The 25,376-nt window shown below is 49.2% G+C and carries 25 protein-coding genes; 10 read left to right on the top strand and 15 right to left on the bottom strand.

All coding sequences use genetic code 11. The features are described 5' to 3' along the window. Positions 1-29 precede the first annotated feature (29 nt). Positions 30-2,489, bottom strand: a complete 2,460-nt coding sequence (lon, locus tag ACTHUF_RS10420; RefSeq protein ID WP_440407633.1) for an endopeptidase La — start codon at positions 2,487-2,489, stop codon at positions 30-32. 213 nt (positions 2,490-2,702) lie between these two features. Here lon and ACTHUF_RS10425 point away from each other — a divergent pair, with 213 nt between their 5' ends. The 3 genes from ACTHUF_RS10425 to lipA all read left to right on the top strand — a co-directional run bounded on the left by ACTHUF_RS10425 (position 2,703) and on the right by lipA (position 4,696). Next, positions 2,703-2,978 (top strand): HP0495 family protein, encoded by a 276-nt coding sequence (locus ACTHUF_RS10425; protein ID WP_004519710.1) that lies wholly within the window; start codon positions 2,703-2,705, stop codon positions 2,976-2,978. Beyond that, positions 2,978-3,580, top strand: a complete 603-nt coding sequence (gene lipB / locus ACTHUF_RS10430) for a lipoyl(octanoyl) transferase LipB (RefSeq protein WP_004519711.1) — start codon at positions 2,978-2,980, stop codon at positions 3,578-3,580. The genes ACTHUF_RS10425 and lipB overlap by 1 nt, the downstream gene beginning before the upstream one ends. 132 nt (positions 3,581-3,712) lie before the next feature. After that, positions 3,713-4,696 carry a lipoyl synthase gene (gene lipA, locus ACTHUF_RS10435; protein WP_049349829.1) on the top strand — a complete coding sequence of 328 codons (984 nt, stop codon included), beginning with the start codon at positions 3,713-3,715 and terminating at the stop codon, positions 4,694-4,696. A 204-nt stretch (positions 4,697-4,900) separates the two neighbouring features. Here lipA and hemB read toward each other — a convergent pair whose 3' ends face one another. The 5 genes from hemB to ACTHUF_RS10460 all read right to left on the bottom strand — a co-directional run bounded on the left by hemB (position 4,901) and on the right by ACTHUF_RS10460 (position 8,814). Beyond that, complete coding sequence (gene hemB, locus ACTHUF_RS10440; RefSeq protein ID WP_039863499.1) at positions 4,901-5,902, bottom strand: porphobilinogen synthase; 1,002 nt, start codon at positions 5,900-5,902, stop codon at positions 4,901-4,903. A gap of 32 nt (positions 5,903-5,934) precedes the next feature. Further along, complete coding sequence (locus tag ACTHUF_RS10445) at positions 5,935-6,645, bottom strand: DUF6973 domain-containing protein (protein WP_036491232.1); 711 nt, start codon at positions 6,643-6,645, stop codon at positions 5,935-5,937. Positions 6,646-6,804: 159 nt separating this feature from the next. Next, positions 6,805-7,677, bottom strand: coding sequence for a DMT family transporter (locus ACTHUF_RS10450; RefSeq protein WP_315093582.1), 873 nt, complete (start codon positions 7,675-7,677; stop codon positions 6,805-6,807). Between the two features lie 3 nt (positions 7,678-7,680). Continuing rightward, entirely contained in the window at positions 7,681-8,313 is a 633-nt protein-coding gene (locus ACTHUF_RS10455; protein WP_315093584.1) for a DnaJ domain-containing protein, read from the bottom strand. A gap of 15 nt (positions 8,314-8,328) precedes the next feature. Beyond that, positions 8,329-8,814, bottom strand: a complete 486-nt coding sequence (locus ACTHUF_RS10460) for an aminoacyl-tRNA deacylase (RefSeq protein WP_314059020.1) — start codon at positions 8,812-8,814, stop codon at positions 8,329-8,331. 98 nt (positions 8,815-8,912) lie between these two features. Between ACTHUF_RS10460 and ACTHUF_RS10465 the strand changes: the two genes are divergently transcribed. After that, the gene (locus tag ACTHUF_RS10465; protein WP_314575700.1) at positions 8,913-9,266 is read left to right on the top strand and encodes a RidA family protein; all 354 of its coding nucleotides are present in this window, start codon (positions 8,913-8,915) and stop codon (positions 9,264-9,266) included. A 128-nt stretch (positions 9,267-9,394) separates the two neighbouring features. Beyond that, complete coding sequence (ttcA, locus tag ACTHUF_RS10470) at positions 9,395-10,354, top strand: tRNA 2-thiocytidine(32) synthetase TtcA (RefSeq protein ID WP_440407635.1); 960 nt, start codon at positions 9,395-9,397, stop codon at positions 10,352-10,354. Between the two features lie 90 nt (positions 10,355-10,444). Here ttcA and ACTHUF_RS10475 read toward each other — a convergent pair whose 3' ends face one another. After that, positions 10,445-11,065 (bottom strand): TetR/AcrR family transcriptional regulator, encoded by a 621-nt coding sequence (locus tag ACTHUF_RS10475; protein ID WP_440407636.1) that lies wholly within the window; start codon positions 11,063-11,065, stop codon positions 10,445-10,447. 551 nt (positions 11,066-11,616) lie between these two features. On the opposite strand from ACTHUF_RS10475, the gene ACTHUF_RS10480 reads away from it, so the two are divergent. From ACTHUF_RS10480 to ACTHUF_RS10495, 4 genes are all read left to right on the top strand, one after another. Continuing rightward, positions 11,617-13,662 (top strand): TonB-dependent receptor, encoded by a 2,046-nt coding sequence (locus ACTHUF_RS10480; protein ID WP_440407638.1) that lies wholly within the window; start codon positions 11,617-11,619, stop codon positions 13,660-13,662. Between the two features lie 96 nt (positions 13,663-13,758). Then, positions 13,759-14,157, top strand: coding sequence for an extensin (locus tag ACTHUF_RS10485; RefSeq protein WP_219088609.1), 399 nt, complete (start codon positions 13,759-13,761; stop codon positions 14,155-14,157). A 100-nt stretch (positions 14,158-14,257) separates the two neighbouring features. Then, the gene (locus ACTHUF_RS10490) at positions 14,258-15,493 is read left to right on the top strand and encodes an MFS transporter (RefSeq protein ID WP_440407639.1); all 1,236 of its coding nucleotides are present in this window, start codon (positions 14,258-14,260) and stop codon (positions 15,491-15,493) included. 143 nt (positions 15,494-15,636) lie between these two features. Continuing rightward, positions 15,637-16,125, top strand: coding sequence for a DUF456 domain-containing protein (locus ACTHUF_RS10495; protein WP_003746916.1), 489 nt, complete (start codon positions 15,637-15,639; stop codon positions 16,123-16,125). 69 nt (positions 16,126-16,194) lie between these two features. On the opposite strand, the gene ACTHUF_RS10500 is transcribed toward ACTHUF_RS10495, so the two are convergent. The 6 genes from ACTHUF_RS10500 to ACTHUF_RS10525 form a co-directional block, all read right to left on the bottom strand. Then, on the bottom strand, positions 16,195-16,854 hold the full coding sequence (locus ACTHUF_RS10500; protein ID WP_049348483.1) for a YecA family protein: 660 nt from the start codon (positions 16,852-16,854) through the stop codon (positions 16,195-16,197). A 34-nt stretch (positions 16,855-16,888) separates the two neighbouring features. Then, on the bottom strand, positions 16,889-17,680 hold the full coding sequence (locus tag ACTHUF_RS10505; protein WP_128581046.1) for a TrmH family RNA methyltransferase: 792 nt from the start codon (positions 17,678-17,680) through the stop codon (positions 16,889-16,891). 117 nt (positions 17,681-17,797) lie between these two features. Next, positions 17,798-18,346: a sigma-E factor negative regulatory protein gene (locus tag ACTHUF_RS10510; protein WP_440407641.1), complete on the bottom strand. Its 549-nt coding sequence runs from the start codon at positions 18,344-18,346 to the stop codon at positions 17,798-17,800. A 5-nt stretch (positions 18,347-18,351) separates the two neighbouring features. Continuing rightward, on the bottom strand, positions 18,352-18,951 hold the full coding sequence (gene rpoE / locus ACTHUF_RS10515; protein ID WP_004519728.1) for an RNA polymerase sigma factor RpoE: 600 nt from the start codon (positions 18,949-18,951) through the stop codon (positions 18,352-18,354). A 214-nt stretch (positions 18,952-19,165) separates the two neighbouring features. Next, positions 19,166-20,494, bottom strand: coding sequence for a tRNA lysidine(34) synthetase TilS (gene tilS, locus ACTHUF_RS10520; RefSeq protein ID WP_440407643.1), 1,329 nt, complete (start codon positions 20,492-20,494; stop codon positions 19,166-19,168). A gap of 88 nt (positions 20,495-20,582) precedes the next feature. Continuing rightward, a complete protein-coding gene (locus ACTHUF_RS10525) occupies positions 20,583-21,542 on the bottom strand; it encodes an acetyl-CoA carboxylase carboxyltransferase subunit alpha (RefSeq protein WP_440407645.1) in 960 nt (319 codons plus the stop codon). Between the two features lie 203 nt (positions 21,543-21,745). Between ACTHUF_RS10525 and ACTHUF_RS10530 the strand changes: the two genes are divergently transcribed. Then, positions 21,746-22,147: an RNA-binding S4 domain-containing protein gene (locus ACTHUF_RS10530; protein ID WP_003679090.1), complete on the top strand. Its 402-nt coding sequence runs from the start codon at positions 21,746-21,748 to the stop codon at positions 22,145-22,147. A 94-nt stretch (positions 22,148-22,241) separates the two neighbouring features. Here ACTHUF_RS10530 and ACTHUF_RS10535 read toward each other — a convergent pair whose 3' ends face one another. Both ACTHUF_RS10535 and recD read right to left on the bottom strand, forming a co-directional pair. Next, positions 22,242-23,441 carry a hypothetical protein gene (locus tag ACTHUF_RS10535; RefSeq protein ID WP_049322759.1) on the bottom strand — a complete coding sequence of 400 codons (1,200 nt, stop codon included), beginning with the start codon at positions 23,439-23,441 and terminating at the stop codon, positions 22,242-22,244. A gap of 96 nt (positions 23,442-23,537) precedes the next feature. Further along, positions 23,538-25,301: an exodeoxyribonuclease V subunit alpha gene (gene recD / locus ACTHUF_RS10540; protein WP_440407647.1), complete on the bottom strand. Its 1,764-nt coding sequence runs from the start codon at positions 25,299-25,301 to the stop codon at positions 23,538-23,540. Positions 25,302-25,376: the final 75 nt, after the last annotated feature.

Raw genomic sequence — 25,376 nt, forward strand, 5'->3', positions numbered from 1 at the left:
CACATTTTTTGCAACATCAGACGGCCAACTTAATGCTTGGTTGCTTTTGTTCTTGACTTTGTCTTAGGAGTTTGCACGGTCTCGGCAACTGCCAATTCGGCAACCCATTGCTCAGGCTGAGTTTCCAGACTCAAAGCCAACACTTCATCAATCCATTTGACCGGATGGATGGTCAGACCGGTTTTGACATTTTCAGGGATTTCTTCCAAATCTTTGACGTTGTCTTTCGGAATCAATACATGCTTGATGCCGCCGCGCAAAGCAGCCAGCAGTTTTTCTTTCAAACCGCCGATCGGCAACACTTCGCCACGCAAAGTGATTTCACCGGTCATCGCCACGTCTGCACGCACTGGAATTTTGGTGAAGGCAGAAACCATCGCCAAAGTCATGGCGATACCTGCGCTCGGACCGTCTTTCGGTGTCGCACCTTCAGGCACATGGACGTGAATGTCTTTTTTCTCGTAAAAATCAGGAGCCAAACCCACTGACTCAGCACGGGAACGGACAACCGACCATGCGGCCGATACCGATTCTTTCATGACATCGCCCAGTTGGCCGGTACATTGAATCGTACCTTTGCCCGGCAAAGCTACTGCCTCAACAGTCAACAACTCGCCACCGACTTCAGTCCAAGCCAAACCGGTTACCTGACCGATGCGGTTTTCGCTTTCGGCCACACCATAGTCAAAACGGCGCACGCCCAAATAGTCATGCAGATTTTTCTCAGTAACTTTAATCGCTTTAGGCTTGGCCTTGCTTATTGTTTTGGATTTGGACGCTTTTTTCTTGTCCTCATTCAAGGTAACCTGCATTACCACTTTACGGCAGATTTTGGCAATTTCACGATCCAACGAGCGGACACCGGCCTCGCGGGTGTAGTAACGGATAATATCGCGCACCGCACTTTCATCAACCACCAATTCGCCCTCTTTTACACCATTGCGCTTCATTTGTTTCGGCACAAGGTATTGCATGGCGATATTGATTTTTTCGTCTTCCGTATAACCGGACAAACGGATAATTTCCATACGGTCAAGCAGCGGAGTCGGGATATTCAAGCTGTTTGAAGTGGCAATAAACATCACATCGCTCAAATCATAATCGACTTCGGCATAGTGGTCGGCGAACTTATTGTTTTGCTCAGGATCCAGCACCTCAAGCAATGCACTGGCCGGATCGCCACGAAAATCGCTGCCCATTTTGTCGATTTCATCAAGCAGGAACAATGGATTTTTCACACCCGCTTTTGCCATGTTTTGCAGGATTTTGCCCGGCATAGAGCCGATATAGGTACGGCGGTGGCCTCGGATTTCGCTTTCATCACGCACGCCGCCCAACGCCATACGCACATATTGGCGACCTGTGGCTTTGGCAATCGACTCACCCAAGGAAGTTTTACCTACTCCCGGAGGGCCAACCAGACATAAAATCGGGCCTTTGAGCTTGTCCATACGTTTTTGAACAGCCAAATATTCCAAAATGCGCTCTTTGACTTTTTCCAAACCATAGTGGTCGGCATTCAAAATCAAATCAGCCTTGGCAATATCTTTGCTGACACGGGATTTTTTCTCCCACGGCAGCTCAAGCAAAGTATCGATATAGTTGCGCACGACGGTAGATTCCGCAGACATCGGCGGCATCATTTTCAGTTTTTTCAATTCAGACAGACATTTTTCTTCAGCCTCTTTGCTCATGCCTGCTTCTTTGATTTTGTTTTCCAGCGCATCCAGCTCGTCGCGCTCGTCTTCTTCGCCCAATTCTTTCTGAATCGCTTTGACTTGCTCATTCAAGTAATACTCACGTTGGGATTTTTCCATTTGACGTTTCACACGGCCACGGATGCGTTTCTCGACCTGCATGATATCGAGTTCGGCTTCCAACTGCGCCAGCAGAAATTCCAAACGGTCAACAATGCCGGCAGTCTCCAGTACATATTGACGCTGCTCTAATTTCAGCTGCAAATGCGCGGCAATAGTATCGGCAAGACGGCTGTTGTCATCGATACTGCTGATGGTACTGATAACTTCGGCAGGGATTTTTTTGTTCAATTTCGCATATTGCTCAAATTGAGTCAGCAAGGTACGGCGCAAGGCTTCAATTTCGGGATTGTCCTTGTCGCTGTTTTCATCAATCGCCTCCACATGGGATAAAAACAGTCCGCCTGTTTCGTCAACCGTCAATGCGCGCGCACGACGGATACCTTCTACCAACACTTTAACGGTGCCGTCAGGCAGCTTCAAAACCTGCAAAACTTGGGCAACCGTACCAGTTTGGTGCAAATCTTCAGCTTTAGGGTCTTCTGTATTAGGGTCAAGCTGGGCCAACAGGAAAACCGGATCATCATTAGCCATTGCCGCCTCAAGGGCTGCAATCGATTTAGGACGACCGACGAACAGCGGCAATACCATATGCGGATACACCACGACATCGCGTAAAGGCAAGGTAGCCAGCGCACTGTATTCCTCGAAATATTTGTCTTTTGTCGGCATAGTTAGAAATCTCAATCATTGTTAAATCAGAATGTAGCTCAAAATTGGGCTGAAGCGCTCCATTTCAAGACTTGAAAACAGCTTATCCGCACCTATTTTCTAAAACATCATTTTTAATAGCCCGATATGGACGTTTACGATAAAATATATCGGATTTTGGGCCGTCTGAAAACTTTTCAGACGGCCCTGGCTAACCAAAAAAGGTAGTAAACCATGACAGACTCAACCGAAAAAAAATCATTAATTGAATTCCCTTGCACCTTTCCTGTAAAAGTCATGGGCGTGGTTCATCCGGAATTTGAATCCGCCATCTTGGAAACCGTGCGCAAACACGCTCCCGATACCGAGCCGCACCACATTACTACGCGCCCAAGCAGCAAAGGCAACTATACCGGCGCGACTGTCCATGTAAATGTTGAAAATCAAGAGCAGCTCGACAATATCTACCGCGACCTGACTTCACACGAATTGGTAAAAGTGGTGCTGTAATGAAAATCGTGCACAAAGGCTTGGTCGATTACCTGCCGACTTTCGAAGCCATGAAGGCATTTAATGCCTCGCGTGACGAAAATACCGAAGACGAATTATGGGTGGTCGAACATCCGCCCGTATTCACTCAAGGCTTGGCCGGTAAGCCCGAACACCTCCTCATCCGCGACGATATTCCCGTTGTCCAAATTGACAGAGGAGGTCAAATTACCTACCACGGTCCTGGCCAATTGGTCGTTTATACGATGATCAATTTCAAACGCCGTAAGACCAGTGTGCGCCATATCGTTTCCGCACTTGAAAACAGCATCATCGCCACCTTGGCAGAATACGGCATCGAAGCAGCCGCCGACCCCAAACGTCCCGGCGTTTATGTCGGCGAGCGTAAAATCGCTTCCCTGGGCCTGCGTATCAAAGACGGCTCCGTTTACCACGGCTTGGCGCTTAACGTGAACATGGATTTAAGTCCGTTTACCCATATCAACCCCTGCGGTTATGCCGGTATGGAAATGACCCAAATTGCCGACTTTGTCTCTCCGGCACCCGGCTTGGCAGAAGTTTCAGACAAACTGACCAAGCATTTACAGAAAGAGCTGGCATAAGGCCGTCTGAAAAAATCCAGTCACACTGCCATCTTTTAACCGCCCTCTGAACTTTTACCCATAAGCTTTTAGGTATAAATCCTTCTAGAAGCTTTCAGACGGCCTTTATAACGACAGAAAGAACACATCACCATGAGTGAAGAAGTAAAAAACGACCCCAAACGCGGCATCAAACTGAAAGGTGCAGACAAAACTGCACGCATTCCGATTAAAGTGGTTCCATTGGAACAAAAATTGAAAAAGCCCGAATGGATCCGCGCCAAATTACCAGGCAAGAAATTCTTTGAAATCAAAAACATTCTTCGCGAACAAAAAATGCATACCGTGTGCGAAGAAGCATCTTGTCCCAATATCAGCGAATGCTTTACCAAGGGTACGGCCACATTCATGATCATGGGCGATATTTGTACCCGCCGCTGCCCATTCTGCGACGTTGGCCATGGCCGCCCCAATATGCTGGATCCTGACGAGCCTAAACATTTGGCCGAATCCGTCAAAGCCATGAACCTGCGCTATGTCGTCATTACATCTGTCGACCGCGACGATTTGCGCGATGGCGGCGCACAACACTTCGCCGACTGCATCAAAGCCATCCGAGAAACCAGCCCGAATACCAAAATCGAAATCCTCGTTCCCGACTTCCGCGGCCGCCTGGACATCGCATTGAAAATCTTGGCAGAAACACCGCCTGACGTGATGAACCACAACTTGGAAACCCATCCGCGCCTGTATAAAAAAGCCCGTCCGGGTGCCAACTACCAGCACTCCCTCGACCTCCTGCGCCGCTACAAAGAAATGATGCCCCATATCCCGACCAAGTCCGGCATCATGGTCGGCCTGGGCGAAACAGACGAGGACGTGCGCGAAATCATGCGCGATATGCGTGCCAACAATATCGAGATGATTACCATCGGCCAATATCTGCAACCTTCAGACGGCCACCTGCCCGTCCTACGCTATGTAACGCCTGACCAATTCAAAGTTTTTGAAAAAGAAGCATACGAATTGGGCTTTACCAATGCCGCCATCGGTGCAATGGTCCGCTCCAGCTACCACGCAGACGAACAAGCAGCCGAAGCTTTGCGTGAAACCCACGGCGGTTGCAGCCACCACTAAAGTTTAAATCATATAAGGCCGTCTGAAAAATCAGTAGACTGTTTTTTCAGACGGTCTTTATTTGGTCATAACTTACTATACAAAATTTTTAGATTTTCAAAGTATAAACCTTAGTTGGACTCTATTGAGCCAATCTTAAGTAATATAAAAAAGCGGCAAAACAGGATAAACACTGTTTGCCGCTTTTTGATTTATTTCTTTATTTTATTTCTTCAACAATTTTGCCGCTTCAATCGCATAGTAAGTCAAAATGCCATCGGCGCCGGCGCGTTTGAATGCCAATAGGCTTTCCAAAATGGTTTTCTCACCATCCAACCAGCCATTTTGAATGGCAGCCTGAAGCATGGCATATTCGCCGGAAACTTGGTAAGCATAAGTCGGTACGCCGAACTCGTCTTTAACTCGGCGGACGACATCCAGATACGGCAGACCCGGTTTTACCATGACCATGTCTGCGCCCTCTTGAATATCCAATGCGACTTCGTGCAAGGCTTCATTGGTGTTTGCAGGGTCCATTTGGTAGGTTTTCTTGTCTGCCTTACCCAAATTGCCGGAGCTGCCGACCGCATCGCGGAACGGGCCGTAGAACGCTGAAGCATATTTTGCCGAATATGCCATAATGCGCGTATGGATATGTCCGGCATCTTCTAAGGCTTCGCGGATGGCAAGAATACGTCCGTCCATCATGTCTGATGGGGCAATGACTTGTGCGCCTGCATCGGCATGACACAAAGCCTGTTTTACCAAAACTTCAATGGTTTCATCATTGAGGACATAGCCATTTTCATCGGTTAAACCGTCTTGGCCGTGAATGGTATAGGGGTCCAAGGCAACGTCGGTCATAATCCCCAGCTCTGGGAATTTCTCGCGCAGGGTTCGCACTACTGTCGGTACCAAGCCTTCAGGGTTATAAGCCTCCTCCGCAAATTCGGTTTTGTTTTGCGTTACCACGGGAAACAAAGCCAGCATAGGAATACCGAGATTCAGTGCTTCTTCAGCGGTAAACAACAATTTATCCAAACTTTGGCGTTTGACGCCGGGCATAGACGGCACTGCCTCTTCCTGATTCTGACCTTCCAATACAAAAACCGGATAGATTAAATCATCTGCCGTCAAAGTATGCTCGCGCATCAGACGGCGTGAAAAATCGTCTTTACGCATACGGCGCATACGGGTGTTTGAGACATAACGCGGAGGGAAATTCATAACAATTGCCTTTCAATAATGAAGTCTTAAAATCAGTCTTCGACTTGACGTATGGCTTTGACCGAACGTTTGATTTCGCTGAGCGTACCGGTTTTATAACTATTACGTTCCTGCTCGGTCATACCGTTTTGATCCAATTTGGCGATATTTTTCAATGCTTCGGCATATTGGCCGTCTGAAAGTTTTTCCTGTTTGATGTGCCAACGGTTTTTCACTTCGGAAGCCGTCCACAAGCCTACTTTGTTGTAGTAGAACAAAATGCTTGCCGCCAGCGTCTTCATATCGCTGTCGGGTTTGGCACTGCCGATACTGCGGCCGATACGGTTGTTACGTTGATCGACTGCCTGGTCGGCAAGGTAACGGCTGAAGTAGTCGTCTTTACCTTCTCGCAACTCCATATCCGTCAGGCGCGCATTACCTGCTTTTTCGGCAATAATGCTGTCGAATTTAGAAGCAATCGCCGCCTGCCATAATGCTTGGCGTACGGCATTGACCTGTGTTCCCCTGCTGTCGCCGTTTGCTTTGTCATCCAAACCTGTACGCTCGGCAAAACGTGTGGCATTACTGGTCATATTGATTAAGCCCTCGTCCTCCATACCGATGACTTGGGCGGCCACGGGATGATTAAGCGCAAATTGTGCCATTTTACTGCGGCGGCTTTGATCTTCCTGATACGATTGGCAACCGGACAATACCAGCATGCCGAGAACGGCACATTGAATGTGTTTTTTAATATGTTTCATGATGTAACTATCGATATTATTGTGTGAGTTCAACTTATTGTTTAACATAGAAACGCCCGTAAGCGCAAAATAATTCCCATACGGCCAAATCGGCGCATGAATGGCTATTTTATAATAAAAATAAGGCCGTCTGAAATTTTTCAGACGGCATAAGTATTTTTAACCTACCAAGCTTCGAATTTGCGGCCAATAAAACAGACAGGCTATCGAGCAAATAGCAATACTGATACCGGCCGCATTAATGCTGCTGATTTTTTCTTTAAACATTGCCGCACCAATCAGCGTACCCAAAACAATCACGCCGATGTTCATACCGGCAAACACCAAGGTCGGATTATCCTTCATGATTTGGTGTGCCGAGATGTAGGTAACAATATTCAAAAAGTTCAGGCAGCCTAAAATCATACCGCCCAAGATACCTTCTTTGGTCCATTTGCTTCCTTTGGCAAACAGGTAGCCAAACATCAAGATACCGGCCAAACAAAATGCCACCAGCAAATTTCCGGCAAACGCGGTACCGCTCTTTGCCACTTGTTTGAACAAAATATCAATGACGCCATAGCCGCACCAAACGCCCAAAAGCAGCATTACTTGCGTGCTGAAGCCGCCGGATTTCTTGCCGCCATCACTTTTCCAAAGCAAGAAAAACAATGCTGTAAATGCCAATACCAAACCAATCAGACGACCTTCGGTCAGTTGTTCATGAAAAAGCGTGAATGAAGCGATAATGGGCAAAAACAGCGATAAGCGTTGTGCCGCGTCCGATTTAACGATACCTGCCGCATCGACGGATTTGCCCATAATGACAAACACGCTTGGCAACAAGATACCCAAAGCCGCAAAGAGCCACCAAGTCGGTAAAAACACCTGCGGATTACTCAAATCGGGTTTTAACACCAGCATGGTCAAAGTGACGGCAACGATATAGTTCACCGCTACCGCCTGCTCAATATTGATTTTTTGCTTACGCGCCACTTTCAGCAATACGGAAACCAACACGCTGCAAACAATACTTGCCAATAAATATGCCATGCTTTAGAACCATCCTTGAGTAGGAACAGGCTTATCTTCATTCAGTTTAATCAGTCCGACGACTACGCGATAAATGAGCCAAATACCGGTTGCCACCAAAATCAGCCAACCGATTAAGATAAGTATGGTCAACATCCCGAAAAGCATACCCACCAACGACACCCAAAATGTCTTGGTCAGATAGTCAATATGGCTGGCATAAATACTGCCTTGTGCCTCATCGCGTTTGACATATGCCAAAATCACACCGACAACGGGTGCAAACCAGATAAACAGGCCCAACGCATAGGTAATATAGGCGATAAAAACATAGTTTTTCACTTCAGAATTAGACGTATTGACCATATTGGCCTCCGTATTATTGTTCCCTGTATTATGGTTTTCCGTATGATTGACCACTATATTATTGAAGCCGTTGTCTCTGACTTCCTGAGGCTCATACTGCATCGCCGCATCATAAGCCAGACGTTTTTCCGGATGGGACAATACTTCAAACGCCTGTCCGATGGCTTTGAAACGCTCCGCATCTTTCTGAATATCCGGATTGGCCACCAATTTTCCATAAGCCTCGCGGATAACATTAATATCCGCATCCTGAGACACACCCAAGATTTCGTATAAATTTAATTGTTCCATCTTTATTCCTATCCTTTATGCATCCACTGCAACATGAACATCTTGCGGGTTGAGCGTACGCAGGTTTTCAGGCTTCATGCCCACGATAAACCCGCGTTTACCGCCATTAATAAAAATCTCGTCCAAAGCCCAAATGCTTTCTTCCACATAAACCGGCAACGCGGTTTTCATACCAAACGGCGATGTCCCGCCGACCAAATAGCCCGTCCATTTCGCCGCCTGATCCGCCGTTGCCGGCTCGATGTGTTTCAAGCCCAGTTCGCGTGCCAGATTGCGGGTGGAAATATGTTTGTCGCCGTGCATTAACACAACCAAGCCTTTTTTGTGTTCATCCTGCAGGACGATTGTTTTGATGACTTGATGCTCAGGCTTGCCCGTACATTCGGTAAAACGCGCCGTACCGCCATGTTCTTCATACGCATAAACATAAGGGACAAAATCGATTTTCTTACTGCGTAAAAAGCGCACTGCCTGCGTAACCGGATATTCTGCTTTACTCATGGTTGTTTTCCGCCACCCTGTTCAGACGGCCCCTCTTAAATGTGGAACGTAAACAACTGCAATGTTACCATACCTTCTTTTTGAAATCAGGAGACAACATGGACATCCGCTATCTTGGCACAAGCAAACGCTATTCGGAAGCCGTCGTAGCCAACGGCTTGGTTTTCCTATCCGGCATGGTTCCCGAAAATCCTGAAGCCGATGCCAAAGCGCAAACTGAAAATGTTTTGGCACAAATCGATTCATGGCTCGCCCAATGCCAATCTGACAAAGCCCACATTTTAGAAGCTACCATCTATCTGCCCGATATGAACGACTACGCCGCCATGAACGAAGCCTGGGACGCATGGACAGCCCACGAGCGCGCTCCGGCCCGCGCCTGCGTGGAAGCAAAACTGGCCTCACCCGACTGGAAGGTTGAAATCAAAATTACCGCCCTTCAAATCAAATAAAGCACAAATATCAGGCCGTCTGAAAATGCCACTTCAATCAAGCAAGCACAGTTTTTCAGACGGCCTTTATTCTTTTGCGGTACAATACCGCCCTTAAATTTTTCTATTATTTCAAAGCACAAACAGCCATGTCCAAAAAAACCAAGCAAGAATTAGAAAACAACAAACTCAGCAAACGCCTGCGTCACGCCGTCGGCGATGCCATTAACGATTTCAATATGATCGAGCCGGGCGACAAAATCATGGTCTGCCTCTCAGGTGGCAAAGACAGCTACGCCCTTTTAGATATTCTGCGCCAGCTTCAAGCCAGTGCGCCGATTGATTTTGAACTGGTCGCCGTCAATCTCGACCAAAAACAGCCGGGCTTCCCTGAAGAAGTATTGCCGACCTATCTCGAAAGCATCGGCGTTCCCTACAAAATCGTTGAAGAAGACACCTACTCCACCGTCAAACGCGTGTTGGACGAAGGCAAAACGACTTGTTCACTGTGCAGCCGCCTGCGCCGCGGCATCCTCTACCGCACCGCAAAAGAATTGGGCTGCACCAAAATCGCCTTGGGACACCACCGCGACGACATCCTTGCCACCATGTTCCTGAATATGTTTTACGGCGGCAAACTCAAAGCCATGCCGCCCAAACTGGTCAGCGACAACGGCGAACACATCGTCATCCGTCCTCTCGCATATGTCAAAGAGAAGGACTTGATCAAATATGCCGAACTGAAACAATTCCCAATCATCCCGTGTAACCTCTGCGGCTCGCAGCCCAACCTGCAACGCCAAGTCATCGGCGACATGCTGCGCGATTGGGACAAACGCTTCCCCGGCCGTATCGAGTCCATGTTCTCCGCCCTGCAAAACGTCGTTCCATCACATTTGGCCGATACCGAACTCTTCGACTTTGTCGGCTTGGAACGCGGTCAAAACCTGAAACATGGTGGCGACTTAGCGTTTGACAACGAAAAAATGCCGGAACGTTTCTCCGACGGCAGCGAAGAAGACGAAAGCGAAATCAAAATCGAACCGCAAAAAGCCGAACGCAAAGTCATCAATATTCTGGCAAACAAACCTAAAACTTGCGGTTTATAATTCCATTTAATTTTCAGACGGCCTTTCGGTAGCTATTTACCGAAAGGCCGTCTGAATATTCAAATTTGAAATTTTTTCTATTCTTTTTATCTATTCTTTCCCTGACAAACCGTGCAGCAGCAATCCCAATACGTCTTGCGGCAGCTTTTGCGGCGCGGCGGCATAAAGCGCGGTCAGTTGCGGATGGCGCATCAATATATCCGCCTGACGGATGAACAGATCGATGAGTTCCACTGGCAAATCGGGCTGAATCAGGCGGCGTTGTTGCAGAGTGTGGAAGAAACCGCGCATAAAGGCGTATTTTTCTTCGTTCAATTCGTGGAAAAACCGCTCCAGCTCCAAATCGGTGTTCTCTTCAATGTCGCGCAGGAAGGCGGCGGAATAGAGTTCTTCAAATGATTGTTTTTGCAGGGCGAAAACGGCTTCAGCGGCTTCGCGCAGGCTGCATTGCCGTGCGAGCAGCGCCTCAAATTCGGCACGGACGCGGTTTTTCTGCTCGGTAACAATTTCCTGCAAGAGCGCGTTTTTGCCGCTGTAATATTTGTAAAAGGTAACGCGGCTGACGGCGGCCTCGACGCAGATGCTACCTACGGATACGGCGGAAAAACCGTGTTCGCGGAACAGGCGGCGGGCGGTGTCGATGATGGTTTGTTGTTTGCTGGCAGTCATGACGGTAGGAAGGTTTTGATTTTGTTCATAAAGGAGGTTCATTAAAGTTATCCGCAAGTCGGATACCCATCATATAGTGGATTAACTTTAAACCAGTACGGCGTTGCCTCGCCTTAGCTCAAAGAGAACGATTCTCTAAGGTGCTGAAGCACCAAGTGAATCGGTTCCGTACTATCTGTACTGTCTGCGGCTTCGTCGCCTTGTCCTGATTTTTGTTAATCCACTATATTTTCCCACGGCGGCAATGGCAAGATAGTGGCGTTTCAGACGACCTCTTTCCTTGTCCCTCCGCTCCGCCCTACGGATGAGGACTGTCGGATGCTTGGCAGGCCAAATTCATGAAGATTACAGAATCTCCCTCCTCCAACCTTCTCCCCCAAATAGGAGAGGGAATTTTTTAGACGATTCACAAGATAAGAGGGGAAGTAAAGTGAATGATAAACACTTGCATTCCTGTTTCTAATTTCTTATACTTTACATTAATAGTTTGTTTTATGTAAATGTGTAAACACAAATATTTGCATAATGACGGAACAATTGGATTGCCTGATGTTCAATCCGCCCCGACCTATGCCGTCTGAAAGGATAAAGAAATGCAGAAACACACCCTCCGCCGCCTGCCCCTATTGATTGCCGCCGCCTTTGCTTCCGAATGGATTTATGCCACCGATGCGGCACAAGACGCGGAACAAGTGCAGTTGGAAGAAGTCGTCGTCACCGGCGAACGTGCTAACCGCAGCGGCTTTGAAACCGCCACGTCCAACCGCGTTTTCACCACGCCCAACATCGACCGCAGCGGCCACAATCTTTCCGCGACCGACCTGCTGAAACAAACCGTGAACACGGTGGACTTGGGCAGCGGCAACGATTTGCCGACCGTGCGCGGCGTGGACGGCTCCGGCCCCGCTGTCGGCGCAGTGGCGTTTTTCGCGGGCACGCGGCCGCGCCTGAACCTGTCCATAGACGGCCGCTCCGCCACTTACAATGAATTCGCCTTCGGCACGCAGTCGCTGTGGGACATGCAGCAAGTGGAAGTATTGCGCGGGCCGCAAAGCCATGTGCGCGGGCAGAACGCGGTGGCGGGCGCGGTGGTGATGCGCTCCAAAGATCCGACCGACGAATGGGAAGGCGCGCTGCGCTTGGGTTTGGGCAACCAGAAAACGCGCAACATCGCCGGCGTAGTGTCCGGCCCGATTGTGAAAAACAACCTTGCCTTCAGATTGAGCGCGGAGCGGCAGCAGCGCGAAAGCTACGAGCCGTTCGTGTCCTACGAGCCGACCGGCAACCCGCGCCGCGTGGAAAACACCAACGTGCGTTTCAAACTCCTGCTCACGCCCGAAAACCATCCCGATTTTTACAGCCGCCTGACGCTGAACCACATCCGTTCGCGCGCGCCGCAAAACGAAATCATGGGCAACACCGCCAGCCGCCGTTTTTTAAAAGAAAAGCCCGTGTTCGTAACCGGCTCGACATCGGGCATCTGGGACGTATCGTGGCAGCTTAACGACTATCTGAAACTGGAAAACAAACTGGTTTACGGCCGCTACCACAACGAGCGGCTGCACCTGCCGATGACCGTCAGCCCGCAAGGCGTGCCCGCCGAACTCAAAGGCCGCGAACTGCAATGGGAGCCTGTACTGCATTTTTCCAACAAAGGCCGTCTGAAAGGCCTTGCCGGACTACACTACTTCCGCAGCAAACAAGACGAATGGGTGGACATCCGCAGCGTCGGCGGCCGCAATACCTTTGACGACCGCAACAGCGTGCGCGCCCTGTTTGCCGAAACCACATACAGCCCCAGCGAAAAATGGGACATCACGGCCGCCGCCCGCATTGAAAAAGAAACGCACAAACGAAGCGGCGGCAGCGGCGCACTGCACCTTGATTTAGACAAAGGCCAGACCGTCTTCCTGCCCAAAATCGACATCGCCTTCAAACCTACCGACCAATGGGTCAGCGGCATCAAAGCCGCGCGCGGCTACAACCCCGGCGGCGCGGGCATCACCTTCGGCCGCCCTGTCGTAACCTACACTTATGAACCCGAATATGTGAACAACTACGAGTGGTACACCCGCTGGCGCAGCGCAGACCGCCGCCTGCAACTCTCCGGCAACCTGTTCCTGAACCACTACCGCGACATGCAGCTCCCCTTCTATCTCGGCACCAACTCCGTCGTCATCCGCAACGCCAAAAAAGTCCATACCTACGGCGCGGAACTCGCCGCCGACTGGCAGGCCACCGACAGCCTGAAACTCACCACCGGACTGGGGCTGCTCAACACCAAAATCAAAAGCTATCCCGATAGCGGCATCGAAGGCAACAAACTCGGTCGCGCGCCCAAATACACCGCCAACATCGGCGTGAAATACCTGAACGACAAAGGCTGGGAAGCCGGCGGCGACGTTCGCTTCTACGGCGGCTACTACTCCGCCGCCGACAATGCGGAATCAGGCAAAATCGACGCATACAACCAAGTCAACCTCTACACCGCCTACAACTTCAAACAAGGCCGCATCTCGCTCTACGCCGACAACGTGTTCAACCGCCGCCGACCCATATTCATTTCCAGCGCCGACCGCCAAGACGCACTCTACCAACGCCCCAGAAGCGTGGGCGTGAGCGCAGAATGGAAGTTTTAGGCGGGGCTGAAATGATGGAGGCCGTCTGAAAAAACATAGGTCGGACATTTATGCCCGACCTACCGTTTATTCCCCCAAAACACCCAAAGGAATCCCATGCACTACTTCACCCCCGCCAAAACCCTGCCCGAAGGCACCATCTACCTGACCGACCTGACCCACGTCGCCGACTTTTCCGACTGGCTGGCCGAATTCGAAACCCTGTTAAACCAAAACCGCCGCTTCGCCACCGTCTGCACCCCGATGCGGCGGCAGGTGAGCGACGAACAGCGCATTGCCGACCGCAAAACCTACATCGAATGGATAAAGGCACATCGGCCTCAACTGTCCGAACGCTGCGCCGCCATGCTCCTCATCGAACCCGACGCGGCGCAACTAGCGTTCTTCCGCGAACAATCGTCCAAACTCGGCCCCGCGCTGGGCGTGAACTACATCGTCGAAGCAGATGAAACAACCGCCCTGCTTCGCGCAGAAGAAGCATTGAAGGCCGTCTGAAAAGATACTAAACCTATTTAAATACAAATCAAGTATTGCCACCCAATATGTTCAGACGGCCTTGTCCCTTTATTTGCCTCATCTTCAAAAGAATCATGTGATGTCCGACAATCAGACTTCCCCAAACTCACGCGACTGGCTACTGCTTATCGGCGGCAGCACTTACAAATTCACGCTGACCGGTTTTTATCTGGTCGCGCTGGTCGCTATTCTGAAAAACCACGGTTACAGCCTGAACCAACTGAGCTGGATTCATTTGATCGGCGGAATCGAAGCGGCGAAGGTATTGTTTGCCGCGCTGATGGAACGGCGGCCGGCGGGGCAGTTCGGACGGTTTCGCGGCTGGCTGCTGACGGCGACGCTGGGGCTTTCGGCGGTGTTCGGGTTGATGGCCTGTACCGACATCACGCAGAACTTCCCGCTACTTCTGGCCTGCTGCGTTTTGCTCTCAGCAATGTCGGCAGTGTACGGCTGCGCGATGCTGGGCTTGTCGTGCATCGTCCTGCCGCACCGCGAACGCGGCTTCGGTGGCGTGATTCAAACAATGGCGGCACGCGGCGGCAAGATGATCGGCGGCGCGCTGGTATTGTGGCTGTATCAGGAATACGGACAGACGGCGGCGGCCGGCTTTATGCTGGCGTTCAGCCTGCTGATGTTGCTGCAACTCTTATACTACCGCGAGCCGGAAAGTCCGACTGCGCAAGGCAATTGGACGGCGTTGGCAGCACGGCTGGTTTGTTTTTGGCAGCAACCTAAAACAGGCTGGCGGTGGCTGGTTTTGCTGTTTGCCGTTGCCGCACCGTATGCGTTTATGGCGGCAACTTTTGTACCCAAACTGGCGGATTTGGACTTCACCCCGAAGCAGACGGGCGGAATTTTGGCGGTAGGTATTCCTGTTGCCTGCCTGATTGTGACGCCGCTGTCGGGTTGGTTTTCGCGCAATTATCCGCGCCGCAAACTCGTGTTCCTGCTCTACGCGCTGCAACTGCCGCTTTTGGCGTCCATGACCGCCATCGATGCGCTCGCCCGCATCCATCCTTGGCTGCCACCCGCGCAAATCATCGCCCTGAGCCTGAGCTACACGCTGCTGCTGCCGGTGATACTGGCGTTGGTGATGGACAAATCAGACCGCGCCACCGCCGCACTCGACAGCAGCCTGCAATTTTCCGTCGTCCTGCTCGGCAGTTACGCGGCCGGTTTCGCCGCCCTGAGGCTGGCAAAGGCTATTGGTTATACAGATGCGTATTGGATTGCAGTGTACTTGGCCGTATTGGTAGGCCTGCTTTTATATTTGAATAGAAATTTATTCAATCATTCAGAGCGTGATTCACAATAATTCGCTCAGATATTTATCCATCGATTTTAATTGAGCGCGCCTCCGGATAATTTTTCATTTTATTGCACAATCTCTCATGAAAATATAACAAAACGTGCCCATAATACTGCCGTTATTACACTCTTACATTCAAAAGGAACCTCATGACTGCTGTTCTCATCGTTCTCGGCTTGATTGCTATTGTTGTCGGCATCTTAGGCACTATTTATCCCGCCCTGCCCGGATTGGGTTTGATGTTTGGTGGCGCATGGTTGTTGGGTTATGCCGGCGATTATCAAGTGTTTGGCTCGGGGACGCTGACCTTTTTGGCCATCGTTGCCGTATTCGGTACTGCGATGGACTATGTGGCGGGGGCATTGGGTGCAAAATATACCGGCGCAAGTAAAACTGCGGTTTGGGGTGCGTTTATCGGCGGCATCGTCGGCGCATTCTTCTCTATTCCCGGTCTGTTGCTCGGCCCGTTGGCAGGCGCAGCCATCGGTGAATTTATCGCACGCAAAGACACTTGGCAGGCAGGCAAGGTCGGTATCGGTACGTTTATCGGCTTTATCATCGGCACCGTGGCCAAAATCGGCTGCGCCTTGACCATTGCACTGACCATTCTGTTTGTTTGGTTGGCCTCGTTGTTCTAAGACAAAACATTAAAGGCCGTCTGAATTTCAAGCATTCAGACGGCCTTTTCATTTTACTATTTATTTTTCTTATTTGCCGCAGCAGGCTTTGTATTTTTTACCGCTGCCACACGGACAAGGATCGTTGCGGCCCACTTTTTCGCCTTCGCGGCGGACGGTTTGCGGTTTATTGATGATGGCCTGCCAGTACCAGTAAATATCCAGCAGGACATGCGGCAAATCAGATTCCAGCTGGGTCAGCTCTTTTTCATTCAGATGCAAGATGACTTCGCCGTTTTCCTCATCGTCATAGATGCCACCCAAAGCCATAATCGGATAGAACAAATCTTCAAACTCTTCCTGATCGACTGCTTCAAACCAATCGGTAGGCACAATATCCAGTGCGTAAAGATAGGCGTTACACCATGTGTAGAAATCCGGATTGCCGGCTTCATCTTCATAAAACCACAAATCCGGCAGGATTTTCTCATTGAGCTTCATGCGCATATCGGCAGCCATTGCCATCACCAAACGCTCGATTTCGGTACGCTCTTTGGCATCAAACAAAGATTCTTCACCCAAAATTTCAGGCAGCCAGTTGGTCGGATTCAAAGCATCCGGACCGCTCAATAAAGCCATCATAAAACCTTGAACTTCATCACAACGCATGGTGTTGTGGGCTTCGGATTTGGCATCCAGCAATTCCATCAATCGGCTGCGTGCCGCTTCATCAAAAGTCAGTATTTGCATTTTCGTTCCTTAAAATAAAATCGTATTATGGTTTTCAGACGGCCTGGGCATGGATACGTTGCCGCATTTGTTCAAACAGACAAACCGTTGCCGCCATCGCGACATTCAAGGATTCAGTTTGCCCCAACATGGGGATTTTGACACAGGCTTCAGCCTTCTCTTTTATTCGTTCACTCACGCCGCTGCCTTCGTTGCCAAACACCCAAGCGCAGGGTTGACTGAGGTTCATCTCATACAACCCGATATTGCGACCGCCCAAAGCTGTTGCCCAAATTGGATGCTGATACGTTTCCATCCAAGCGGATAATTCCACCCGGCTGAAAATAGACAGCAGAAAATGCGCGCCCATTCCCGCCCGCAACACTTTGGGCGACCAGATATCTACGGAATCATTGCTGCACACAATTTGCCTGACTCCGGCTGCCGCCGCGCTGCGCAAAATCGTGCCTGCATTGCCGGGGTCTTGTACCCGCTCCAATACCACGCAATCGCCGTCTGAAGGCAAGCCAGTTTGCTTCGGAATATCAATCCAAGTCATCACATCATCGGCATCGGTCAGACTGGTGATTTTAGACAGTGCTTCGTTACCGACCCAAGTAATCAATCCCTCGTCCAACTGCGCCGTAATTTCTTGAATTTCAGTATGTTGCTGTTTCTTTTCAGGCAGATAAACCTGTTTGGGCGTGCCGCCGCTTTGCAAATAAGTTTGCAGCAGATGTACGCCTTCCAATACGGTTTCACCGCTTTCGCGCCTTGCTTTGGCCTGCGTCAAAAGACGGAATAAATGTTTGAGCTGTTCGTTTTGAGCAGAGGTAATCAGTTTCATGGAGCGCATTATAACTGTTTTGACTTCTTTGAAGCTATGCTTTCAGACGGCCTGACGGTTTTACTGCAAAAATAAAAACCCTTGCCATAAAGCAAGGGTTTTGCATGATTTCATTTTTTACTGCACAACAGTCTGCTGCTCATTTTTCTGCTCGGTACGGACAGTCGGACGATTTTCAATTTTGCCGTCTTTCGCCGCATTCGGCACAACGGTTTCACCAGGCTCGGAAGCCACTTTATCGTCAGGCGTACCGCTTACCGGAATGATATCTTGTGCAGGCTGAACATTAGACTTCTCGGCAACCGGCATAGCGTCACGAGAAGTTTGCGGCGTAAACTGCCATGCCGTCACAGCAATGGCACACACGCTGGCAGCGGCTGCAAAGAATTTAAAGAAGCCGTTATTAGCTGCTTCGCGATGAGTATATTTTTCCTGCTTACCGGCAATCTCAGCTTGAGGCACTGTAAATGCTTTACTTTGCATGGTTTCATCAGCCACCTTCGCCGCCGCGCCCTGACGGATACAGTCGCCGATAATATGGTACTCATGCCAAGCGCGCAATGCTTCCTCGTCTGCCAATACGGCATCCAGCATCTCATCAGTCAATGCTTCACCGTCCATCAATGCGGACACATACTCCAATGCTTTATTTGTTTTATCGTTCATTTTTATTACCACCTTTGATCTTCAGAAGTATCCAACAGCGGCCGCAAATCTTTTGCAATCAGTTCACGCGCTCTGAAAATACGCGAACGTACTGTACCTATCGGACAATCCACTACCCGAGCTATTTCTTCGTAAGACAAGCCGTCCATTTCCCTAAGCGTAATGGCTTGACGCATATCGTCTGGCAGTTGCGCAATGCTTGCCTCGACGGTCTGCAAGATTTCCCGATTCATCATCTCAGCTTCCGGCGTATGGTAATCCGCAATCTGATCGGTTAAATCGAGAACATCTCCTTCCTCATTGGCTGCTTCCGAACTGACAAAAAACTGACGACCCGAAGTAGTCAGGAAATTCTTTGCCGTATTGATGCCGATACGGTACAGCCATGTATAAAATGCACTCTCACCTCGAAAATTAACCAGCGCACGATAAGCCCTAATCATTGCCTCTTGGGTTACATCGTGCACTTCATGCTCATCCTGAATAAAACGGGAAATCAGTCTGTTTAGCCGACGCTGATATTTGGACATCAGCATCTCGAATGCCTTATGGTCACCTTTCTGCGCGCGCTCCACCAAAACTTGATCTATTTGGCGATCGTTCATACCCACCCTTTAATCGTTTTACTGCTTTAAACCAAAAAATAGTAAAGCGTGCTGTGCACAATAAAGACAACACTGCTTTGAAATAGTTCCATAAGATTACATTTAATAGCAAAAGTTTATTCGTGTAGGTACTCTAATATAAGCTGTATTGCTTAATATACCTACACTTAGCACAAGTAGTTAAATTACTGATACTTACTAAATTTAGAGTTATTTACTTTACTTTTGCCATATATTCGACCAACTTTCTATGAACAGGCAGATAGCCTTGCTCTATTTGAACATCGCTTCCAACCCTAAGGTTAGCAACAGCAAGGCACTTGTTGCCCATACTTATGATAATCGGCCAATATTTACGCACGAGTGGCATGATATGACACTCTTGCAATAGTTTTTCGACTGATTTTTCCCTCTGCCCGAACTGAATCACGTCGCCCTCGGATACAGTTCTAAGCACGGCCGGCTTCTCCAACTCCTCTTCCGGCAAACCGCCTTTAAAAGGCAATAAAACAAAACCGTTTTCCAGCAAAATATCTTTCAGACGGCCTCGAACTTCCCTACCATTGCACCAAGGCAGCTGTTGAAATTCACTTTCTTGCCAAATAAACAACTGATCCCGATAGGCGAACAATTCGCCGTATGGCAAATTCAACTGCGCCTGTTCTGCGGTTTCCAATACTCGGGCGAAATCGGCAATGCTGTGATAAGAAGGCAATGATTCCGTTTGCTTTCGCAAAAAATACCAAAGCAACCGACGGCGCAAAAGCGGCGTACATTGCCGCCACAGACTGATACTGAATATTCCGTCCGGACTGATGAGCTGATATTCAGACTCAATCAATTCATCTAAAAGCTGCAAATCTTCCTGCAATAATCGAACATTGGCACAAATTTGCCGCTCAAAATTCGGAATACGCTGCTGCCATTGCGGCAAGGCCTGATTTCTCATCCAATTGCGTAAATAGACAGGATCCTCGTTACTTTCGTCCTCGACAAAAGGCAGCCCCCATTGTTGCGCATACTCTGCCAATTCCTGACGGGAAAATGCCAAAAGCGGCCGCCAGATTTGGATCTCTTCATTTAAATCGCGCCATACCGGCATGGCCGCCATACCGCGCAATCCGCCGCCGCGTACGGCCGACAGCATAAATGTTTCGATTTGATCATTGCGATGGTGGGCCAAAACAATAATTTTCTTCATGCCGTCTGAAAATGCCTGATATCGGGCAGCCCTGGCCGCCGCTTCCAAACCTTTTCCTTGTTTTTCCACATTGACACGGCACACCCGCAAGGCAACATTCAAACGCTGACAATAATCCTGACAAAATTTTGCCCAACTGTCGGCATTGGTGCTTAAACCATGATGAACATGGACGGCACGCAAATCAAAACGGTGGAATTCACGCATCCGGTGCAAAAGATGCAACAGGACAACGGAATCCAATCCGCCGCTCAAACCGACTTCAAAAACAGTATGGTTCGGCAAATCAGGAAAAGTTGCTTGAAAACTTTTGAATAGGGAATCAGGGGATAGTTGCGACATTTCAGACGGCCTGAAATTATGAATGACTCAAAAATAGAATACAAAAAAAGCAAGCAGCGCCATCTGCTTGCTTTTTCAGCAGTCAAACTTATTTATCGGTAAATTTACCGTAAGCCATGATGCGGTCGAAACGGCGGGAAAGCAAATCAGGCATGGTCATGCTTTGCGCTTCGCTTAATTGCTGTTCCAAAACGGTTTTAACGTTTTTCATCGTAGTTTCGTAATCACGGTGTGCGCCACCCAACGGCTCGTCAATGACTTTATCGATGAGATCCAATTCTTGCAGGCGTTTGGCGGTAATGCCCAATGCTTGCGCGGCGTCTGCTGCTTTTTCGGCAGTTTTCCAAAGAATAGAGGCGCAACCTTCGGGAGAAATCACCGAATAGGTCGAGTATTGCAGCATATTGATGTAGTCGCCGACAGCTACTGCCAACGCACCGCCCGAACCGCCTTCGCCGATGATGGTGCACAATACCGGTACATGCAGGCGGGTCAGTTCGTACAAATTACGGCCGATGGCTTCGGACTGGCCGCGCTCTTCCGCGCCAATGCCCGGATACGCGCCCGGAGTATCGACAAAGGTCATGACCGGAATATTGAATTTCTCGGCAGTCTGCATCAAGCGCAGCGCTTTACGGTAACCCTCAGGACGCGGCATACCGAAATTGCGGCGGATTTTTTCTTTGGTATCGCGGCCTTTTTGATGGCCGATGACCATCACGCTTTGACCGTTGAAACGTGCCAGACCGCCGATAATGGCATGATCGTCAGAATAATGACGGTCGCCGTGCAACTCTTCAAAATCGGTAAAAATACCGTTGATGTAGTCCAAAGTATAAGGACGCTGCGGATGGCGGGACACTTGTGAAATTTGAGCCGGAGTCAGCTTGCTGAAAATTGACTTGGTCAACTCGTTGCTTTTCTTTTGCAGTCTGGCAATCTCGTCGGAAATATCGACGGCAGATTCATCTTGTACGAATCGCAACTCGTCGATTTTATTGGTTAATTCGGCGATGGGTTGTTCAAAGTCCAAAAAAACGGATTTCATAAAACGAAGCTCTCGGTAATGGTTGCTGACATGATACGCTAATCAGACGTATTTGACAGCATTTCTCAAAGGGAAACTGCCATCTTTTGCAATAAAAAACTTTCAGACGGCCTTTAACAAAGAAATAGTATATCTGCACTAAACAAATGGAGTGCCGTATCTTATGATAAACTTCAATTCAGTTCAATCATTTCAAACAGGCTATGAAAAACGATCATGACAATTCGTCCATGCGCTTGGACAAATGGCTGTGGGCCGCACGCTTTTTCAAGACCCGCGCGCTGGCACAAAAACACATTGAGCTGGGCAGGGTTTTGGTCAACGGCTCGAAGGTGAAAAACAGCAAAAATATTTCTGCCGGCGACACCATCGACATGACTTTGAACTCCCTACCCTACAAATTCAAAGTCGCCGCGCTCAATCATCAACGCCGCCCGGCACCGGAAGCGCGTTTACTGTACGAAGAAGACATGAAAACGGCTGCCGAACGCGAAGCTCAAAAACAGCTTGACCAAGCCAGCCGCATCAGCGCCGCTTATCCGGACGGACGCCCGACCAAACGTGATCGCCGCCAGCTCGACCGCATGAAACGCGATAGCTGGTAAAGCGTTTCATCCATTGTTTCAGACGGCCCTATATCCATGCCGTCTGAAAACCAAAAACAGGCAGGACATCCTGCCTGTTTTTTATTTGTGATGATTAAAATTTATATTCTAACTGACCACGAATAACGTTTACGTCCTGTTTATCCGTGCCGACGGTAGGCGTAACCTGTTTGCCGGCCAAATAGAAGCCTTTGAGTTTCCAGTTTTTCCAAGGAATATAAGTTGCACCGATTTGCACGCCTTGAACGTTTTTGCTGTAATCCTCAACAGAAGAGACACCGGACAACGAGCCGACACGGCGGTAGTTCAAGAATACGTCGTAAGAATTACGGACGTTCCAGTCGGCCGATTTATAGCGTACTTCAGTGAACACGCCGTCATTTTTGATTTTTTGTCCGGCATCATTATAAGCTTTGATATTGGACTTGCTGACCGCGGCCATCCAACGCCAATCGTCATTAAATTTAATGTCCGTACCGATTTCCCCGAAGACCGCATTTTTCTTCGCACCGCGTACATCAATGTCTTTCATGTAGCTGACGGTTGCGCCGACGTTGATATTCTCATTCACAGGCAACACGCTTTGAACCGCGGCAAAATGTCTGCGGCGGCCGCCGATGCCCCATGCGTTGTCGTTCAGATTGCCTGTACGTCGGCCCGCATAGATTTTGGTCGGCAGGGTTTTATTGTCAAAGAAGATTTCGCCGCCGGTGACTTCGGTATCCCACACGCGGCCATATGAAGAGAACGCGCCAAATTTACCGACACGCGCTTTGATGTTGTTGTACACAGTCCCTTCGGCATACAGTTTATTGACCGGCACATCATGATCGCCGTTGAATTTACCGGTTTCCAAATCGATATTCGGCTCGATTTGCGCTACCAATTTCCAATCTTTGTACAGTTTTGCGCGTAACCAAAACTCCGCGTTGAAGTTGGCATTGGTGTCTTCAGGCGTCGGATTAACGCTACTGTTGTTGGCATTGATGTCTTTGGTATCCGCACGTACGCGCAAACCGCCGTTCACAGTCAACAAATCATTGAAAATGCTGATTTTATCGTCATCTTTGCGAATGATGCTGCCGGAATTGACATAATCATTGGTGGTGGCCAAAGCCGCCGCATCACGCCCGCCATCAGCATTCTCTGCCAATGAATAAGATGATGAAGCCAATAAAATACAGGTTGCAATCAGTTTGGTTTGAAATTTCATGCCGACTCTCCAAAAGAAGGTATTGAAAGTGAAGTATTCGATAAAGCGTACAAAATCGTGGATTTTGTAAAAATTATTCATTTTGTTTACTAATTATTTTTATCGTATGTAAATTAGTGTAATCAGTCAAGCAGATTTAAACGCTTTATCCGCTTTCAGACAGCCTCTTGATTCAGGTCAAACAGAAGCCTGCATATCAGGCTGTTCAAACTGCCGTTCCAAGGCGTCGGCTAATGCCGTCCTGCGTTTTTGGTGGCATCCCACAGCCTGACACAATTCCTCTGCATTTCCCCAGAACACGAAACGTTCACGTGCACGGGTAATGGCCGTGTAAAGCAAAGCCTTATCCAAACCTCGGGCTTCCTCTTCGCTTTCCGTTGTTGCGGGCACTGACGGGGGCAACAGCCATACTTCCCGATATTCCGAACCTTGGCTCTTATGCACCGTCATGGCAAAAGCCGATTCAAAATCAGGCAAACGGCTGATGGCAATTTTTTTGAATCCATCTTTCTCAGGAAAATAGGCAGACAAACCATTCAATGATTCTTCATCTTTCATAATCAGCCCGATGTCGCCGTTAAACACTTCCAGCATGTAATCATTGTGGGTAATCATGATGATTTGTCCGGCAAACCAAGGCGTTTCGCCCGAAACCTTACCTTGCCGTTGCAGATATTCTTGATAAGCCTGATTCAAATCATCCGCATCCTGCCGCCAAGCCGCCAATACCACCACATCGGCCGCATGACCGTAGGCGAGTGCGACATTATTCTCTGCCACAGCCTGCCAATAATCCTGTTGCTTTTGATACAGCAAAGCAACCTGCTCTTTCAGACGGCCTGATTTCATTTCCAATTCTTTGGGGAACTTGTCAAACTGTTCGACCGCAGTTTGCTTTTCCCCGGACACCACCGCCCTTGCCAAACAACCAATACCGCTGTCTGCGCCAAAACGGTGGCTGAACGTCAATTTGGCATTGTTTTGCGATAAAGCCTGAGGCCGCTCTTTAATTTCAAAGCCATGATTGGGCAGATAAACTTCCAGCTTTTCAGCAGTTTCTTTATCCAAAGCCGTCGGACGCGACAATGCCGCCAATACGGCACCCAAGCCAACCGACGGCAACTGGTTTTCATCGCCAAGCAACACCAGACGACAACCGGTCGGCACGGCGCGCAATAAATCCAACACCAGCGGCAAATCCAACATCGAAGCCTCATCCACCACCAAAACATCCAAAGCAAGCGGATATTCATGATTGAACGCAGGACGCATTTGCGGTGGCCGCAATTTCAACAATCGATGGACAGTCTGTCCTTCCAAGTTTTCCAAATGCGCTTTAATGCTCGGAGACAAATCAAAGCCATCCAAAGCACGCTGCAAAGCCCGTGCCATATGCGCAGCCGCCTTGCCCGTCGGCGCGGCCAACGCAATACGGGGCAGCTTCGTACTGTTATTGCAAATCAGGCCCAAAAGCTTTGCGACGGTCGTCGTCTTACCCGTACCCGGCCCGCCGGTAATCAGCATAAAGTTTTGCAGCAAGGCCAAAGCCGCAGCATCCCTCTGCTCTTTACTGTCTTTAGGGTCAAACCAATCGCTCAGGCTTTTTGAAGCTGCCATGAAATTCACTTCTTCCGCCTCGGCACTGGCCAGCCGTTTGATTTCAACAGCCAAATCATGCTCCAACTGCCACAACCGCCCCAAAAACAATTTCCGGCCTTGCAGGATAAGCGGTTTATCCGCATTACCGACCAAGTTCGGCAAGTTGCTTAAGACATCAACATCCGCTTTATCCAAGTAAATAAACGAATGCCCGTTTTGCAAGGCTGCAAACAGTCGAATTACATAAGGCTCAATAACGGATGCACCCTGTACTTCGTGACGGCGGAAAAACGCTATGGCCGCATCTGCGGCAGAGGAAAGGATAGAGTCGGTTGGGTTCATGGCTCAGGCTTGATTGATACGGAAAAAAGAAAGGCCGTCTGAAAAACAGCGTTTCCATAAATGAAAACCTATTTT

It is taken from the genome of Neisseria sp. P0024.S006 (assembly GCF_051956595.1).
In the GTDB taxonomy this organism is placed as follows: domain Bacteria; phylum Pseudomonadota; class Gammaproteobacteria; order Burkholderiales; family Neisseriaceae; genus Neisseria.

Coding starts and splice junctions, on each gene's coding strand:
- lon (WP_440407633.1), bottom strand. CDS start 2,489: ATGCCGACAAAAGACAAATATTTCGAGGAATACAGTGCGCTGGCTACC.
- ACTHUF_RS10425 (WP_004519710.1), top strand. CDS start 2,703: ATGACAGACTCAACCGAAAAAAAATCATTAATTGAATTCCCTTGCACC.
- lipB (WP_004519711.1), top strand. CDS start 2,978: ATGAAAATCGTGCACAAAGGCTTGGTCGATTACCTGCCGACTTTCGAA.
- lipA (WP_049349829.1), top strand. CDS start 3,713: ATGAGTGAAGAAGTAAAAAACGACCCCAAACGCGGCATCAAACTGAAA.
- hemB (WP_039863499.1), bottom strand. CDS start 5,902: ATGAATTTCCCTCCGCGTTATGTCTCAAACACCCGTATGCGCCGTATG.
- ACTHUF_RS10445 (WP_036491232.1), bottom strand. CDS start 6,645: ATGAAACATATTAAAAAACACATTCAATGTGCCGTTCTCGGCATGCTG.
- ACTHUF_RS10450 (WP_315093582.1), bottom strand. CDS start 7,677: ATGGCATATTTATTGGCAAGTATTGTTTGCAGCGTGTTGGTTTCCGTA.
- ACTHUF_RS10455 (WP_315093584.1), bottom strand. CDS start 8,313: ATGGAACAATTAAATTTATACGAAATCTTGGGTGTGTCTCAGGATGCG.
- ACTHUF_RS10460 (WP_314059020.1), bottom strand. CDS start 8,814: ATGAGTAAAGCAGAATATCCGGTTACGCAGGCAGTGCGCTTTTTACGC.
- ACTHUF_RS10465 (WP_314575700.1), top strand. CDS start 8,913: ATGGACATCCGCTATCTTGGCACAAGCAAACGCTATTCGGAAGCCGTC.
- ttcA (WP_440407635.1), top strand. CDS start 9,395: ATGTCCAAAAAAACCAAGCAAGAATTAGAAAACAACAAACTCAGCAAA.
- ACTHUF_RS10475 (WP_440407636.1), bottom strand. CDS start 11,065: ATGAACCTCCTTTATGAACAAAATCAAAACCTTCCTACCGTCATGACT.
- ACTHUF_RS10480 (WP_440407638.1), top strand. CDS start 11,617: ATGCAGAAACACACCCTCCGCCGCCTGCCCCTATTGATTGCCGCCGCC.
- ACTHUF_RS10485 (WP_219088609.1), top strand. CDS start 13,759: ATGCACTACTTCACCCCCGCCAAAACCCTGCCCGAAGGCACCATCTAC.
- ACTHUF_RS10490 (WP_440407639.1), top strand. CDS start 14,258: ATGTCCGACAATCAGACTTCCCCAAACTCACGCGACTGGCTACTGCTT.
- ACTHUF_RS10495 (WP_003746916.1), top strand. CDS start 15,637: ATGACTGCTGTTCTCATCGTTCTCGGCTTGATTGCTATTGTTGTCGGC.
- ACTHUF_RS10500 (WP_049348483.1), bottom strand. CDS start 16,854: ATGCAAATACTGACTTTTGATGAAGCGGCACGCAGCCGATTGATGGAA.
- ACTHUF_RS10505 (WP_128581046.1), bottom strand. CDS start 17,680: ATGAAACTGATTACCTCTGCTCAAAACGAACAGCTCAAACATTTATTC.
- ACTHUF_RS10510 (WP_440407641.1), bottom strand. CDS start 18,346: ATGAACGATAAAACAAATAAAGCATTGGAGTATGTGTCCGCATTGATG.
- rpoE (WP_004519728.1), bottom strand. CDS start 18,951: ATGAACGATCGCCAAATAGATCAAGTTTTGGTGGAGCGCGCGCAGAAA.
- tilS (WP_440407643.1), bottom strand. CDS start 20,494: ATGTCGCAACTATCCCCTGATTCCCTATTCAAAAGTTTTCAAGCAACT.
- ACTHUF_RS10525 (WP_440407645.1), bottom strand. CDS start 21,542: ATGAAATCCGTTTTTTTGGACTTTGAACAACCCATCGCCGAATTAACC.
- ACTHUF_RS10530 (WP_003679090.1), top strand. CDS start 21,746: ATGAAAAACGATCATGACAATTCGTCCATGCGCTTGGACAAATGGCTG.
- ACTHUF_RS10535 (WP_049322759.1), bottom strand. CDS start 23,441: ATGAATAATTTTTACAAAATCCACGATTTTGTACGCTTTATCGAATAC.
- recD (WP_440407647.1), bottom strand. CDS start 25,301: ATGAACCCAACCGACTCTATCCTTTCCTCTGCCGCAGATGCGGCCATA.